Genomic DNA, 14985 nt, shown 5'->3' on the forward strand with positions numbered 1-14985 from the left:
CTCATGTTCCGCGCGTCCACTGCTGGTTGGTGGCTCCGTTGCAGGTGTACGTGATGATCGCGGCGGAGTTGGCGGTGGACGCGCCGGACACGTCCAGGCACTCGCCGGTGGCGCGGGCCTTGACGAGGACGTAGCTGCCGGAGGCGGTCACCGACCACTGCTGGGTGGTGGCGCCGGTGCAGTTCTCCTGGGTGACGTCGGTGGCATTCTCCGTCAGGCACAGGGAGCTGCCCCGGCCCACCAGCGCGTAGTAGCCGCTGCCCAGGTCCTTGAACCACCACTTCTGGTTGCCGCCGCCGTTGCAGGTGTACTGGCTGATGGCGACGCCCTGCCAGAGGGACTGGTTCGCCACGTCGGCGCACTTGGCGCTGTGCCGGGCGATCAGCGTGTTGTAGGTGGCGCTCGTGCCGGTGACCGTCCCGGCGGCCGTGTCGACCGCGACCTCCGGGGACCAGGACATCGACAGCGAGGTCGTGGTCGGGAAGGTCAGCGGCAACCAGACGTAGCGGGAGTCGTTGACGGTGCCGCCGAAGGAGTTGCCCCAGCGGTCGCCCATGTAGAGGTACGAGGTGCCCGAGGTCCCCTGGACGGGAAGGACGTACGCGGTCTGCGAGCCGTACGCCGTCGAGTCGCCGACGTTGGTCATCGAGGTCCAGGGGCCGGCGAGGGAGGTCGCGGTGGCGTACTGCTGCTGGTTGGCGCTCCAGCCGGTGGCGCCCGACGTCAGCATGAAGTAGACGCCGCCCCGCTTGAACAGGGCCGGGGCCTCGCGGTGGCCGCCGGCCCAGGGGTTGGCGACCAGGCCGGCGATGCCGGTGTAGTCGGCGGTGAGCTTGTAGATGTGCAGGTCGTAGTTCTCGTTGGCGGCCGAGACCATGTAGCCGGTGCCGTCGGTGTCGACGAACGTGGTGATGTCCCGGGACATGTAGGAGCCGAGCGGGCGGAAGCTGCCCTGGTAGGTGTAGCTGCCGTCGACGGTGCTCGAGACGGCGACCGCGGCGCGGGCCTCGCTGTAGTCGGTGCCGTTCTCCTTGTGCATCCACATCACGAACTTGCCGGTGGACGCGTTGTAGACGACCTTGGGCCGCTCGATGTAGGCGGTGGCCAGTTCGGAGGCGCTGGACCGGGTGAGGACGTGGCTGCGGAACTCCCAGTTCCTCAGGTCGGTGGAGCGGTAGGCGTCCACGTACCGGAAGGTGTTGTCGGCGTTGCGGTCCTCACCGAACCAGTAGTAGTACGAGCCGACCTTGATGACCCCGCCGCCGTGCGCGTGCACGGCGGCGCCCGACGTGTCCGTGAACTGCGTGCCGTTGGCGATCGTCTGGGCCGCCGCCTGGGCGGGGCCGGCGGTCACCAGGGCGCCGGCGAGGGCACAACACACGGCGAGCAGGATGGCGTACGCACGTCTCATCTCACGCACTCTCCTTCACGGTGTCGGCGACGGGGACGCCGAAGTCGGGGGTGCCGTCCGGGTTCCAGCCGAACTTCTGGACCCGGGTGTGGCGGTTGGGATCGTTCAGGGGGTCGCCGGTGATCTCCTTGTACTGGCGGGCGTGGTAGACGAGGACGTCGGTGCGGCCGTCCTCGGCCACGGTGAAGCAGTTGTGGCCCGGCCCGTACTGCTTGGTCGTGTCGTTGCTGGTGAAGACGGGGGTCGGGGACTTGGTCCAGTTCGCCGGGTCCAGGAGGTCACCGGCGGCGTCGGCGGTCAGCAGTCCGACGCAGTAGTGGTGGTCGGTGGCGCTGGCGGAGTAGGTGAGGAAGATCCGGCCGTTGCGCTTGAGGACGTACGGGCCCTCGTTGACCTTGTAGCCGACGGTCTCCCAGTCGTACTCGGGTGTGGTCAGCCGGATCTGGGGTCCGGTCAGGGTCCAGGGGTTGGCCATCTCGGAGAGCCAGAGCGCGGTGTTGTTGTCCATGCCGGGCTCGTGCTGGGCCCAGACGAGGTAGCGGGTGCCCCGGTGGGTGAAGGTGGTGGCGTCGAGGGAGAAGGTCTCCCAGGCGGTCTTGATCTGGCCCTTCTCCACCCAGGTGCCCTTGAAGGGGTCGGGGTGGGAGTTCTCCAGGACCCAGATACGGATCGCCCACACGTCCTCGACGGGCGCGGAGGCGAAGTAGATGTACCACTTGCCGTCGATGCGGTGCAGCTCCGGCGCCCAGATGTGAGCGCCCATGCTGCCGGTGGTGTGGGCACGCCAGATGACGGACTCGGGGGCGGTGGTGAGACCGTTCAGGGTGCGGGAGCGGCGCAGGATGATGCGGTCGTACTCGGGGACGGTGGCCGTGAAGTAGTAGGAGCCGTCGCTGTGGCGGTGGATGTGCGGGTCGGCGCGCTGGGCGACGAGGGGGTTCACGTACGGGGCCACCTTCGGGGGCACGGCGGGCGTCGCCGCCTGGGCGACATCCGGGACGACGGGGACCACCCCCAGGGCGGTGGCGCCGGCCGCGCCCTTCAGCAGCAGTCGCCGGCTGGGAACCTGGGGCAGACGGTCCTGGGGCAGATCGTGGTCGCGACTCATGCGGGCTGCCTCTCGGTGGGGGGACACACGAGACCGTTCGGTATAGCGAACAGCATCTGTCATTACGAACGGCGAAAAGGTATGGGCGTGTCACGGGCAGGTCAACGGGTCGGACGGGACGAAAAGTGTCGCCGAACCCCGGTCCTCGCCACTACGGGGCGGGCTGCTGGTCCCGGCGGCCCGGCGCACCCGCTCCGGCGGGCGTCGCGGGAACGGGCGGCATGCGGCGCAGTGGAATTGACGACTGGCCGTCAGCGGCCGCTCGGTGCCTCCGGGAAGCCCAGTCGAGGCGCCAGCGCACGGGCCTCGGCGGCCCAGCCGGCGAGAAAGGCAAGGGTCGACCCGCGCTCCCGGTAGCGCAGTTCGGCGGAGACCTCACGGCGACCGCCGTAGTCGAGCTGCTCCTCGCCCGCTCGGGCGAGCATCAGGGCGGTGAGCCAGTCGTACTTCACGGCGGAGGCACACAGCCCGAGCCGTACGAGCCGCTCGTCGCCGCGCCAACCGCTGTCCACCAGTCCCTGGACGTAGGCGTCGTACGCGTCCGCGGCGTACTCCGGCAGCCGGGCGGCCGGGACGAACAGGTCGAAGACGGAGTCGGGGAGGTAGTTGCCGAGGTCCTCGCCGAGCGCGCCGTCGCCGGCGAACGCCCAGTCGAAGGCGACCGAGTCCCCGCCGTGCGACCGGATGTTCGCCGGCCACATGTCGAGATGACTGAAGGTGCGCGGCAACGCCTCCATGACCTCGAGGAACCACGCGCGGTCGTGGTGCAGGCGGACCATGTCGCGGCGCAGGTCCGCGGGGAAGTGGTCGCGGACCAGGGGCTGCTGCCAGGCCTCGTCGTCGTCGAGGAGTTCCTGGCCGGGTGTGTGGCCGCCGATGTACCGGCGCAGGAAGCGGCGGCTCAGCCAGGGCTGGTCGGCGGCGGGCGTCGCGCCCTGGGCGGCGCCGAGGCGGCGGGCGTGCTCGACGTGCCGGGCGAGCGGCCAGGCGGTGGCGGGTTCGCCCGGTACGTCCTCCAGCCACAGCGCCACGTCGCCGTCGGCGCGTTCGACGCAGGCCAGCAGTCGGGGCGCGCGGATGCCGTACGGCTCCCAGAGCCGGGCGATGCCGGACTCGTAGACGTACGCCTCGCGGCGCCAGAAGTTCCAGTGCCGGGGGTCGTCCGAGGCCGCCCAGCGGGCGTCGGTCTCCTTGGCCTGGGTGAGGAGCTTCAGGACGGCCGAGCGGGCGCCCGCGCGCACCCGCCACACGCCGGCGGTGACGCCGCTTTTGTGGTTGTGGACGAGAGGTTCGACGACGACCCGGTCCGGCCCGGTACCGAGGATCTCGCGGACCTCGGCGTCCGGAACGGCGGCAGCGGTTTCGGTCACGCGCCAAGCCTAGGCGGCGGGCCTTCCGGTCTCCCGGCCTTTTTCGCTCTCCTCGCAGGAGAGGGCGGCGACGACCAGGTCGCGGACCAGCAAAGCGGGACGGGCAGGAGCGCGACCGTACCCGTCGTCCCACATGGTGGTCGATCTGTTCATGTTCCGGCCGCACACGGCTGTCTTCCGGCCCTTCGACTAGCGTCGTGACATGACCAGCGACTCCCCTGCCCCCGTCTCCGGAGCCCTCGCCGAGGCCCTCGCCGCCCGCGCCGTCGTCCTCGACGGCGGCATGTCCAACCAGTTGGAGTCCGCCGGGCACGACCTCAGCGACGAGCTGTGGTCGGCGCGGCTGCTCGCCGAGCGGCCCGAGGCGATCACCGAGGCGCACCTCGCCTACTTCGAGGCAGGCGCGGACGTCGCGATCACGTCCAGCTACCAGGCCACCTTCGAGGGCTTCGGCAAGCGCGGTGTCGACCGCGAGGAGGCGGCCCGGCTGCTCGGGCTGAGCGTGGAACTGGCCCGCGAGGCGGCACGGCAGGCCCGCGCCAAGGGCGTGACGCGTCCGCTGTGGGTGGCCGCGTCGGTCGGCCCGTACGGGGCGATGCTGGCGGACGGCTCCGAGTACCGGGGCCGCTACGGGCTGAGCGTCGACGAGCTGGAACGCTTCCACCGCCCCCGCCTGGAGGTACTGGCCGCCGCCGGTCCCGACGTCCTCGCCCTGGAGACGGTCCCGGACGCCGACGAGGCCCGGGCGCTGCTGCGGGCGGTGCGCGGGCTCGGGGTACCGGCCTGGCTGTCGTACGCCGTCGCCGGCGACCGTACCCGCGCCGGGCAACCGCTGGAGGAGGCCTTCGCCCTGGCCGCCGAGGCGGACGAGGTCATCGCGGTCGGCGTGAACTGCTGCGCCCCCGAGGACGTGGCCGCGGCCGTCGAGACGGCGGCCCGCGTCACCGGCAAGCCGGTCGTGGTCTACCCCAACAGCGGCGAGGTCTGGGACGCCGAGGCACGCGCCTGGACGGGCCGCTCCTCCTTCGCCGCCGGACAGGTGGAGGGCTGGCGGGCGGCCGGGGCACGGCTGATCGGCGGCTGCTGCCGGGTGGGCCCCGAGGCGATCGCCTCGATCGCCGGGACGCTGAATCGCGTGCGGTAGGGGAGCACTTGCGCGGTAACTCCGGTGAAGCACGGCGTCAACAGGGACTTCATCGACCGGTGATGAAGTCCCCGTACCCGTCGCCGATCATGGAGGCCGTTGTGACCGAGCCGCCCACTCAGGACCAGCTTGACACATATGTACGGACCCGGCTCGCACTCGCCGGGTTCGACCTCTCCCTGCTGCCCGAGCAGGCCGATCCCGCGACAGGAGTACCGACGCGGGCCCAAGTCATCGCCTCTCTGAGGTCGTTCGTGGCGTCCACACCGGGGGCGATAGCCGGCTGGACACCGCCCGCCGACAGTCCCGCGTCCGCACAGCAGGCCTCTCCCCCGCTGCTGTACCCGTCGATCACCGAGGCATGGACCGGGAAGGCGGGCGCGTGATGAGCAGACCTCTCAACCGGCGTGTTTTCCTGGCGAGTTCGGCGGCGTTGGCGTCGAGCGGAGTCTCGCTGGGGACGGCGACCGCGGCATCGGCAGCGCCCGCTGCGGGCGTCCCCTCCGTACGCGTCCCCGACATCGACGTACGGCCGGCGGCCCTGGACGACCCGTCCGAGGCCACCCTCGCCGAGGCCGCGGTCCTGATGCGGCGCGGAAAGCTGACGTCGACCGGGCTCGTCCAGGCGTACCTGGACCGCATCGAGCGCCACGACTCCACCTACCAGGCGTACGCGGAGGTCACCGCGGACGCGGCACTGCAGGCCGCCCGCAAGGCGGACAAGTCCGACCGGGGATCGGGCGGCGGCCCGCTGCGCGGCATCCCCCTGTGCATCAAGGACAACTACTTCACGCGGGGCGTGCCCACCCGGTGCAACTCGTACATCTTTGCGGACTTCGTCCCGGACGAGGACGCCACCGCCGTGGCGCGACTGAAGGCAGCCGGCGGAATCCTGCTCGGGAAGGGGCAGATGGGCCCGCTGGCCACCACCCGCGCCACGACGCCGAACGGCACGGTGACCACGGTCAACGCCTGGACGCCCGACGACCCGGCGGTCGATCCGGGCGGTTCCTCGACCGGCCCGGCCTGCGCTGTCGCCGCGCGGCTCGCCTCCTCGTCGATCGGGACACAGACCGGTGGTTCGATCGTGCTGCCGTCCAACCAGCAGAACCTGACCGGGCTGAAGCCGACCATGGGCCGGGTGTCGGTGCACGGCGTCATCCCGCTGTCGTTCACCCGGGACCACTCGGGGCCGCTGGCCCGTGACGCCCTGGACGCGGCGATCATGCTCCAGGTCATGGCCGGACCGGACCCGAACGATCCGCGCACGCTGGGACTTCCGGCCGTTCCGGACCTGATCAGGGCTGCCACCCCGGTCATCTCCCGCGGCGGCACGGTCCGCCTGCGACGGGCCACGAGAATCGGCGTGCCCGCCGACTTCCTGTCCGCCCAGAAGGAAGTGCGGGGCGCGTTCCTCGACCGACTCGACGCGATCCCGGGCGTGACACTCGTCGATGTCGTCCACCCGGACGACTGGACGCTGCTCACCGGCACGTTCAACGCGGCCCGGCTCGCCGAACGCACCGAGCCCTTCCGGCACTGGCTGCGCGACGACCCGGCCAAGTTCGGTGTCTCACTGTTGAGTTGGCTCCAAGGTCTGATGCTGTCGGGCGACGAGTGGATCACCGCTCAGCGGGCCAAGAACCACCTGCTGCGCGAAGTACTGGACGGCGTGCTCGACACCTGCGACGTGGTCCTCCAGACCGGCCCCGTCCCCTTCGACATCCTCGGGCTGCCCGAACTCGCCCTCCCCATCGGGTTCGACGACGCCGGCGTCCCCGTCGGAGCGATCCTCGGCGGCCAGCCGTACGAGGAGGACCGGCTGCTGGAGGTCGCCGCCGCCCACCAGGCGGTCACCGACTGGCACACCCGTCGCCCGGCGGACCCGACAGCGGGCACCCGGCTGCGGCTGGCGCCCGCCGCACGGCCTCGGGTGTCGGCCGAGGAGGCGGCCGAGACGTCGGCGTAGGCATCCCGGCAGCGGTGCCGGGTGGGTCCGGTCCTGGGCCCGTCCCGGCAGCCGCACGCGCGGCAGCGCCCGGCTCGAACGTGGTGGTGCGGGACTCGGTGGCGGCGGCCCGAGACCCGTGGGAGGCCCGGATCACCGTCACCGCGCAGAAGGCTCCGGCGGATCCCGAGCCGCGCGTGGCCGCCGCCCGCGGCCGCGTCGCCGTGGAGCGCGGGCCGCTCGGGTACTGCCTGGAGGGCGTCGCCCGGCCGTCGGGCGTCCGCTTCGACGACCTGACGCTGCCGTCGGACGCTCTCCTGACCGTCCGTCGTCCGTCATGCGCCGGATCTGCTGGGCGGGGTGCGGGCGATCAGTGCCGACGGACGCCGCCGTTGCGACGGAGCCGCCGTACCGCTGACCGCAGTTCCGTGCCGCGCGTGGGCCAACCGGGAGGAGGCTCGGATGCGGGTGTGCACTCCGGAGCTCTGACGTCGGCCGCCCACAGGGCGCGCTCGGCATCCCGCGGTCCGTATGCAATATGCGGGCTACCGTCGCCGAAAATCTGCACAGGATGTGCGGCGTCCCACGCCTGCCACCCCGGGTCACCCTCGACGGCGAACCGCACCCAGGCCGCGTGCATCGCGTCGGCCAGTTCCGTCGGCGCACCCTCTCCGGCGAGTTTGCGCGACTCCGGAACATCGCCGGTGTCGAACACGAAGCCGAGCTCCAGGGCGTGGCAGGCGCCGAGGCCGGGCAGCCGCGAGGGCCACGCGAATTCGTAGACGTACGACGAGCCCGGCCGGGCGTCGGCGAGGCGGTGCAGCGGGATCCGCAGCAGGTGGTCGGTGACCAGCTGGCCGACGATCTCGGCGGTGCCGGCGTCGGGGTGCAGGGCACGGTAGCCGCGCACCACCTCGCTGCCGCAGCGGCAGCGGGCCATGGCGCCGGCCAGGGCGACCGGTCCGAGCCGGTCGACGCGCTCCAGCAGCCCGCCCGGAACCAGCCACAGCCGGTACTCGTCGCGGGTCCAGCCCAGGAGCAGGTCGGCTCCCGGGGCGGCGGCACCCTCGACCAGAGCCTCCAGGGGGTCCCGGGGCACGAGGTCGCCGTCGACGACGATGCCGAAGGCGGGCCCGCCCAGGACCGGGCTGCTGAGGCGGCCGACCTCGGCCTGGGTCCTGAGCAGCAACGCGCGGTCGACGGCGGCGAACGCCTCGGCGGTCGCGGGAATCTTCAGCCGGGTCGCCATCCGGCGGACGACGCGCCGCACCTTGTCCCGCTCGACGGCCTCCGGCGGCCCGCTCTGCAGCACGGCCCGCCGGAACAGCCCCTGTGCCTGCGGGGCGGCGATCAGCGCGCCGATGCTGATCGCGCCCGCCGACTGCCCGAACAGCGTCACCCGGCCGGGGTCGCCGCCGAACGCCTCGATCGACTCGTGCACCCACCGCAGCGCGGCGAGCTGGTCACGCAGGCCGGGGTTGGCGGGGGCGTCCGGGAACAGTCCGTAGCCTTCCACTCCCAGTCTGTAGTTGACGGAGACGAGCACGACCCCGTCCCGGGCGAAGGGGTGCCCGTCGTACACGGGCACGGCCGACGAGCCGCGGGTCAGCGCGCCGCCGTGCAGCCACACCATCACCGGCAGTCGGGCACCCGGGCCCGGCTCCGGCGTCCAGACGTTCAGGTTGAGGCAGTCCTCGCCCGGGAGGACCGGGTCGGACAGGTACTGCGCGAAGGCCTCCGAGTACGGCGGTTTCGGCGCTGTCGGGCCGAAGGCGCCCGCATCGCGTACGCCGTCCCAGGGCTCGGGCGGCACGGGCGGCCGGAACCGGCGGGGGCCGAAGGGGGGTGCGGCGTACGGGATGCCCCGGAACACCGCGATCCCCCGCTCGTACCTGCCGCGTACCGCCCCGTAGGGGGTCCTGACCACGGGGTCTGCCTGGCCTGCTGTCATGCGCCCACCAGCCCTTCGCCGTGCTCGTGCACCGGTAGGACCAGAGCACCACAGCGGCGCGAGGTATTCCGGTGCACGAGGCCGCTTCAGGGCCGTTCGGCGTACGACGGGGCTATTTGGCGTACATCAGCGTGCCGAAGCCGAGCTGGTCGTAGCCTCCGCTGGTGGAGCCGTAGTCCCCGCCGCCGCCCTCGGGGGCGACCGAGAAGCACATCTGGGAGATGTACTTGTCGTCCAGGTACAGGCGCCGGTTGTAGTGGTAGTGCAGCATCGCCCAGACGGGACGGACCTGGCCGCGGGAGGCGGCGGAGATCGCGGTCTGCGACTGCTGGGCGCAGTTCTGGCCGCTGCCCCACGTGTAGGTGGTGAACGGGACGTCGGAGCCGAGGTTGTACTTGGCGACGTACTGGGCGGCCTTCATGAACCGCCTGCCGTCGTACGAGTAGAGGTCGTCGCCCTGGTTCCAGGCCATCTCGCAGATCGCGCCCATCTGGCCCATGCCCAGCACGGAGTGGCCCTGGTCGCGACCGGACTCCTGCCACTGGCCGAGGGCGTAGCCGTCGTCGTCGGTGTAGAGGTACGGCACCGCGTGCGCGAGGGAACCGTTGCCGGCGCCGGACTTGAAGTAGGTGACGGCCTGGTCGTACTTGGTGCCGTCGTCGGTGAGGATCCCGATGGCCATGATGGACGCCATGGTGCACAGGTCCCAGTTGGCCCAGTAGTTGGTGATGCAGGCGTCGTTGTGGCCGGTGAGGAACTGGTTGTTGAGGGGGTAGAAGACGTCGGCCATCATCTGCTGGAAGGCGGCGAGGTCGAAGCCGTCGTAGTCGCGCATCAGCTCGGCCGCGTTGGCGAACTGCCAGCCGTAGAGGCCGGCGGCGAGGAAGCGGTCCGCGTTGCCGGTGACCGTGGTGAGCGTCGACGACCAGGCGTTGAGGATGTCCGCCGCGCACCGGGCGTTGGCTTCGGTGCCGCCGACCTGCCAGCGCAGGGCGTTCTGGTAGGCGGCGGCGATGTCGTTGTAGAGGATGCCGTAGTTCTCGCCCGTGCCGCCCCGGATGATCGTGGCCTGGGGGTTGGGCGTCCAGGTGGACCGGGCGTGGGAGTTGGCGGTCAGTTTGTTCCAGCCGGACAGCCAGGGGTCGGTGCCGGCGGCGACCTGACCTTGGCCCGGTTGATGTCGCCCCAGTTGTGCAGCATGCCGGGGTGGGTGAAGGTCGCCGGGGCGGCGGTGGCGGAAGCCGTGCCGAGGGCGAGGGCGACGGTGAGACCGCCGGCGGTCTTCAGCAGACCGCGGCGGCTCACGCGCCGGTGGAGGTGGGGGGATGTGCGGCTCATTGCGGTGCTCTCCCGTCCGTGGGGGGATCAGGTCGTGGTGATGCTCACCTCGTCGAACTCGGAGGTGCAGAGGGCGAGGGGGCTGCGGGAGCAGACCACCGGGCCCACGTAGTAGGGGGCGTCACCGAAGCCGGGGACCGACCCCTGCGCGAGGAGGCTCCAGGTGGCACCGTCATCGGTGGAGACAGAGGCGGTGAAGGCGGTACCGGTGCGCCTCAGCCGTAGCGACAAGGGCAGTTGGACAGGGGTCGTCCCGGAGAAGGCGGAGGCGCCCGCCACTGTGGGGCGCACCATCAGCTGAGCGCTGCTCCCGCCCGTGACGATCAGCCCCGCCGCCTGGTCGAACGGCGACAGCGACTTGGCCATGAGCAGCCCGACCCGGTCGGCGGTGGCCCCGCCGCGGGAGACCAGGCGGGCGGTGATCTCGCAGTCGCCGGTGACGGACCGACGCACGAACTGACCGGTCATCCCCTGGGAGTTGACGTTGAGATCGACACCGGCGCCCCGCACCGTGAAGGTCCCGTCCGCGTACGTCGCGTCGCCGGGAGTGAGCACGGCCACCACGCCGAGCGTGCCGAACGCACGCCGGTCCTTGACCACGTCACCGAGGTCACCGTGGGTCCAGGGGGCGGGCAGGGGTGCCGCCTCGGCGTCGGCGGTCGTCGTCGTGGTCGTCGTGGTCGGGACAGCGGCGGCGACGGGGGCGGTGCCGGTCGGCATCGGCGCGCTCGCCGTCGCCGAACGCGGCCCACGGCCACCGGCGTTGGTCTTCGCCACGGCGTAGTGGTACGCCGTCCCTGGCGTACCCGTGGCGTCCGCGTACCGGATGCGGGTGCCGAAGCCGACCGCGCCGACGCCGGTGGCGAGGGTCTCGTAGGGGCCGTGGGCGCGGGTGGAGCGCAGGACGGTGTAGCGGGCCGAGAGGTCCGGGTCGGTCCAGGCCAGCTCCACACCGTCGGTGGCGGTCGTGGCCCGCAGGTCGTCGGCGGTGCGGGTGGGGCGCGGCACGCGCCAGACGTCGCCGTCCTCCGCGGTGACGCTGACGTTGTCGAAGGCGCCGACGCCGGTCTCGGCGTACTCCGCGTCGACGCCCAGGCAGGAGGCGAGAGTGAGGCCGGTGTATGCAGTGTGCGACATACCGTCAACCTCGCTCCTACCGACTACGGTCCACTGCATACCGTCCGCAGAGACGGCCCCGGTACACCGGCGGCCCTTGCGGGTCACCCGCACCCAGTACGGCGCCCGCAGCCGGTAACCGTCGCCCGCACCCTCCACGTACGGCGCATCCAAGGGCGTCGCCGACTCGGGCAGCGCACCGAGGTCGGAGATCGGGAAGGAGGCCTTGCTGGTGATGGCCTCCTGCTGGGACGGCGGTACCGGGGTGCTGCCGGTCGCCGACACCGGCGCCCCGGCCCGCGGGCGTACCGTCCACACCCCGCTCCAGGTGTGCAGCGGCAGCCCCTGGATCAGCATCGAGGCGTGGGCCGCGTCCGCGTCGAGGGACGCCCGGACGGTGACACCGATCTTGGAGTACTGGGAGCTGAGCGGCCACACGATCCGCGCGGTGACCGTGCCGTCGCCACGCAACGGCACATACGCGAGGCGGTGGGCATCGGCGGTACCGGAAGCCTCCAGCACGAAGCGCTCGCCGTCGAAGTCGGCGGAGCCGGGGATCCTCACCTCCCCCACGTCCTGGCTGGACCAGGGCGCGGGGAGGCCCGACACGGCAGTCGCCGGACTCGAATCGGGGCTGCCGCCGAGGGAGTTGGCGGCAGTGACGGTGTAGTGGTAGGTCCGGCCCGGGTTCACGCCCTTGTCCGTGTACGTCGGCGCGACGACCCCGGAGGCGATCTCCTCGTACGGGCCCTCGGGGCGAGTGGCCCGTCGGACGGTGTACTCGCTCGCCCAGGCGGACGGCAGCCAGGCCACCGTGACGGCCTTGTCGTCACCGGCCGCCGTCACGCCCGCCGGAGGCACCGGCACGGTGGGGGTGGGGGTGGGCGAGGTCGCGCCGGCGTAGGCGAAGGTGCCCCAGCTGGGCAGGTCGTCGTTGCCGCCCTCGACGACGCGGGCGCCGCCGGTGCCGCGGAAGACGGCGGCCTTGGTGTACGGGGCGTCGAGACCGCGGATGCCGGCGTAGTGGGCGTAGTACATCTCGTAGATCGGGGGCAGGGTGCCGCGTCCGGTCGTCGAGACGGCCTGTTTGATGTACTTGCCGGTGCGGTCGAGGTCGGGAGCGAAGGGGACGTCGCCGCCGAGGTTGTAGCGGGCGGCGTACTCGGCGTTCGCGAGGATGCGGTTGCCGTCGAAGGCGAAGAGGTCCACGCCCTGGTTCCAGGCGACCTGCGCCGCGTCGCCCGTCAGACCGACGGCGAGTTGCTCGTGCCCCTGGTCACGGCCGCTCTCCTGGCCCTGACCGGACGCGCTGACCACCCGGTGCGGGACGCTGCCGTTGCCGGCACCGGCCGCGGCGTAGCGCAGGGCGTCCTCGAAGAGGGTGCGTTCCTCGCAGAACACGCCGATGGCCAGGACGGTCTGGATTGCCGTCAGGTCCCAGTTGCCGTTGGCGTAGAGCATGTAACCGGAGACGGCCGGATACCAGACGTCCAGGAAGGACCGCTCGCAGCGCGCGATGTCGGCGTCGGCCCAGCCGTCGTAGTCGGTGTGGCGCAGCAGTTCGGCCGCGTTGGCGAACTTGAAGCCCTGGAGGCCGGCACCGAGCGGGCCGTCGGCGCCGGTGACGATGGTCAGGGACGCCGACCAGGCGTTGAGGATGGCGCGGGCCTTGTCGGCGTGCGCGCGGTCGCCGGTGACGGACCAGATCAGGGCGTTCTGGTAGGCGGCGGCCGAGTCGGCGACGGCCTGGTTCATGAAGTTGGAGGGGCCGCGGCCCCAGGAGGTGATCTGGCCGGTGTTCTGGACGGTGTACGTCGCCTGTGAGCGGGCGTGGGCCGAGAGGGCGAGGTAACCGTCGTGGATGGGGGACTGCTGGGCCTCGATCGCGGCCTTCATGCGGGCGAGGTCGGCGGTCGTGTGCAGCAGGCCCGGGTGGGTGAACGCGAAGGCGGAGTCCGTGGCGCCGTCGGCTGCCCGGGCCGCGGGCACGAACAGGGAGTTCGTGCCCGCGGCGAGCAGCAGCGCCGTGGAGGACTTCAGCAGGCCGCGGCGGCTGATCGGGCTCACTGCGCGGCCGCCTCCGCCTCGGCGGTGGTGAGGAACCTCAGGTTCAGGACGTGCTCGTTGTAGTACCACTGCACGGAGTCGGTGGTGTAGTACCAGGTGGGCTTCCTCATCGAGTCGGCGACGACCGTGCCGTTGATCACCAGGTTCTCGAAGGTGACGTTCTTGATGGCGTGGTCGGCGTCGTAGCCGAGGAAGAGCGACGGGTTGGCGTGGGTGCCGTTGTAGCTGAGGTTCTTGACGTAGACGTCCTCGATGCCACGGCCGACCGAGGTGTTGTACTTCGTGTTGTACATGACCCGCATGTGGATCACCTGGCCCCAGCGGAAGTCCTCGATCCGTACGTCCTCGATGCGGACGTTCTTGATCAGGTTGGAGTCGCCGGGGTTGAGCGCGATGCAGCCCTGGTAGCCCATCTGGGGTTCGCGGTGGTCGAGGATGTCGAGGTTCTTGATGACCAGGTTCTCGATGACCTCGGGGGCGTCGGTGTTGCCGTGCGTGCCGACGTTGATCGGGTGCGCGACGTCCGCCCACAGAGTGCAGTTCTGGATGGTGATGTCGCGGGTGTCGCCGTAGTAGTCCCAGCGGTGGGCGTAGATCGCGAAGCAGTCGTCGGAGTTGCGCATGAAGCAGCCGTCGAAGACGACGTCGGTGGAGGAGAAGACGTCGAAGCCGTCCCCGTTGCCCTTGGAGCTGAACGAGCGTGCCTTCCTGACGTGGACGTTCTCGCTCTCGCCGAAGGTGCCCGCGTATCCGTTGGGGTTCATGATGATGACGTCCTCGACGCGGATGTTCTTGCTGCCCTCGCACAGGACGCCGCCGGGGCCCGCGTACAGCATGCCGTGGCCGGTCAGGCGGGCCTTCTCGACGTCCTTGAAGAAGACCTGGGCCTTCAGTACGGCGCCGCCGGCCAGATGGACGGTCTTGCCGCTGGGGACGCTGAGGACGTTGCCGGTGACGGTGTGCACGCCGGGGCCGAAGTAGATGACGTCCGGGTCGTCCTCGGCGGGCGGGTGCCGGTCCACGCGGTTGGTGATGACGTGCAGGCAGTCGAAGATCTCGTCGTTGACCTGGACGACGACGTCGCGCGGCTCGTCGAGGGTGAAGCGCAGGGTGTCGCCGAGGAGTTCGGGCGTGATGCCGAGCGCGTCCGGTCTCACCCTGGCCTTGGTGGTGCCACCCTTGAGGTAGGTCACCTCGATCTCGACGGAGTCGCAGAAGTCGAAGTACACCATCGACGTGTTGTAGACCTTGCCGGAGCCGGTGGTGGCGTTGATCTCCTCCAGTTGCGGCCGCCAGATGTCGAGGGTCTGCCACTCGCCGTCGGGAGCGGTGCGGACTCTCACCTTGAAGCTGGTGTTGGTCGGCATGGCGGCCGGGCGCGGGTAGGTGACCAGCTTGGGTGCGGAGTTGTCGTCGTCCGCGTGGGCCGCTGTGGCCGTCGTGCCGGACAGACCGGCGGCGAGCACGGTGGCACCCGCGGCCTGGAGGGCGGTGCGGCGGGACAGTGGCGTGTTCATGCAGGACTCCTTGCG

At 71.3% G+C, this 14985-nt stretch carries 10 protein-coding genes and 2 pseudogenes; 4 read left to right on the forward strand and 8 right to left on the reverse strand.

Features of this window, described 5'->3' with window-relative positions; translation table 11 throughout:
• Position 1: 1 nt before the first annotated feature.
• From ACFY16_RS13940 to ACFY16_RS13955, 4 genes are all read right to left on the reverse strand, one after another.
• A complete protein-coding gene (locus tag ACFY16_RS13940; RefSeq protein ID WP_390647337.1) occupies positions 2-1411 on the reverse strand; it encodes an RICIN domain-containing protein in 1410 nt (469 codons plus the stop codon).
• Between the two features lies 1 nt (position 1412).
• Complete coding sequence (locus tag ACFY16_RS13945; RefSeq protein WP_390647338.1) at positions 1413-2519, reverse strand: family 43 glycosylhydrolase; 1107 nt, start codon at positions 2517-2519, stop codon at positions 1413-1415.
• 251 nt (positions 2520-2770) lie between these two features.
• Complete coding sequence (locus ACFY16_RS13950) at positions 2771-3889, reverse strand: aminoglycoside phosphotransferase (protein WP_390647339.1); 1119 nt, start codon at positions 3887-3889, stop codon at positions 2771-2773.
• Positions 3890-3898: 9 nt separating this feature from the next.
• Complete coding sequence (locus ACFY16_RS13955) at positions 3899-4042, reverse strand: hypothetical protein (RefSeq protein WP_390647340.1); 144 nt, start codon at positions 4040-4042, stop codon at positions 3899-3901.
• 49 nt (positions 4043-4091) lie between these two features.
• Here ACFY16_RS13955 and mmuM point away from each other — a divergent pair, with 49 nt between their 5' ends.
• The 4 genes and pseudogenes from mmuM to ACFY16_RS13975 all read left to right on the forward strand — a co-directional run.
• Positions 4092-5033 carry a homocysteine S-methyltransferase gene (gene mmuM / locus ACFY16_RS13960; RefSeq protein ID WP_390647341.1) on the forward strand — a complete coding sequence of 314 codons (942 nt, stop codon included), beginning with the start codon at positions 4092-4094 and terminating at the stop codon, positions 5031-5033.
• A 62-nt stretch (positions 5034-5095) separates the two neighbouring features.
• Positions 5096-5419 (forward strand): hypothetical protein, encoded by a 324-nt coding sequence (locus tag ACFY16_RS13965; RefSeq protein ID WP_390647342.1) that lies wholly within the window; start codon positions 5096-5098, stop codon positions 5417-5419.
• A complete protein-coding gene (locus ACFY16_RS13970) occupies positions 5419-7002 on the forward strand; it encodes an amidase (RefSeq protein ID WP_390647343.1) in 1584 nt (527 codons plus the stop codon). The genes ACFY16_RS13965 and ACFY16_RS13970 overlap by 1 nt, the downstream gene beginning before the upstream one ends.
• A gap of 176 nt (positions 7003-7178) precedes the next feature.
• A pseudogene (locus tag ACFY16_RS13975) lies at positions 7179-7280 on the forward strand (hypothetical protein); the annotation flags it as partial.
• Between the two features lie 71 nt (positions 7281-7351).
• Here ACFY16_RS13975 and ACFY16_RS13980 read toward each other — a convergent pair.
• The 4 genes and pseudogenes from ACFY16_RS13980 to ACFY16_RS13995 all read right to left on the reverse strand — a co-directional run bounded on the left by ACFY16_RS13980 (position 7352) and on the right by ACFY16_RS13995 (position 14970).
• Complete coding sequence (locus ACFY16_RS13980; protein ID WP_390647344.1) at positions 7352-8932, reverse strand: carboxylesterase/lipase family protein; 1581 nt, start codon at positions 8930-8932, stop codon at positions 7352-7354.
• A 112-nt stretch (positions 8933-9044) separates the two neighbouring features.
• Positions 9045-10270, reverse strand: a pseudogene (locus ACFY16_RS13985) (alginate lyase family protein).
• Between the two features lie 27 nt (positions 10271-10297).
• Positions 10298-13453: an alginate lyase family protein gene (locus tag ACFY16_RS13990; protein ID WP_390647345.1), complete on the reverse strand. Its 3156-nt coding sequence runs from the start codon at positions 13451-13453 to the stop codon at positions 10298-10300.
• Positions 13450-14970, reverse strand: coding sequence for a glycosyl hydrolase family 28 protein (locus ACFY16_RS13995; protein ID WP_390647346.1), 1521 nt, complete (start codon positions 14968-14970; stop codon positions 13450-13452). The genes ACFY16_RS13990 and ACFY16_RS13995 overlap by 4 nt, the downstream gene beginning before the upstream one ends.
• Positions 14971-14985: the final 15 nt, after the last annotated feature.

Origin of the sequence: Streptomyces sp. NPDC001315, from assembly GCF_042896175.1 — a bacterium.
Classification (GTDB): Bacteria; Actinomycetota; Actinomycetes; order Streptomycetales; family Streptomycetaceae; genus Streptomyces.

Coding starts and splice junctions, on each gene's coding strand:
- ACFY16_RS13965 (WP_390647342.1), top strand. CDS start 5,096: ATGAAGTCCCCGTACCCGTCGCCGATCATGGAGGCCGTTGTGACCGAG.
- ACFY16_RS13955 (WP_390647340.1), bottom strand. CDS start 4,042: ATGAACAGATCGACCACCATGTGGGACGACGGGTACGGTCGCGCTCCT.
- ACFY16_RS13995 (WP_390647346.1), bottom strand. CDS start 14,970: ATGAACACGCCACTGTCCCGCCGCACCGCCCTCCAGGCCGCGGGTGCC.
- ACFY16_RS13945 (WP_390647338.1), bottom strand. CDS start 2,519: ATGAGTCGCGACCACGATCTGCCCCAGGACCGTCTGCCCCAGGTTCCC.
- ACFY16_RS13970 (WP_390647343.1), top strand. CDS start 5,419: ATGAGCAGACCTCTCAACCGGCGTGTTTTCCTGGCGAGTTCGGCGGCG.
- ACFY16_RS13940 (WP_390647337.1), bottom strand. CDS start 1,411: ATGAGACGTGCGTACGCCATCCTGCTCGCCGTGTGTTGTGCCCTCGCC.
- ACFY16_RS13980 (WP_390647344.1), bottom strand. CDS start 8,932: ATGACAGCAGGCCAGGCAGACCCCGTGGTCAGGACCCCCTACGGGGCG.
- mmuM (WP_390647341.1), top strand. CDS start 4,092: ATGACCAGCGACTCCCCTGCCCCCGTCTCCGGAGCCCTCGCCGAGGCC.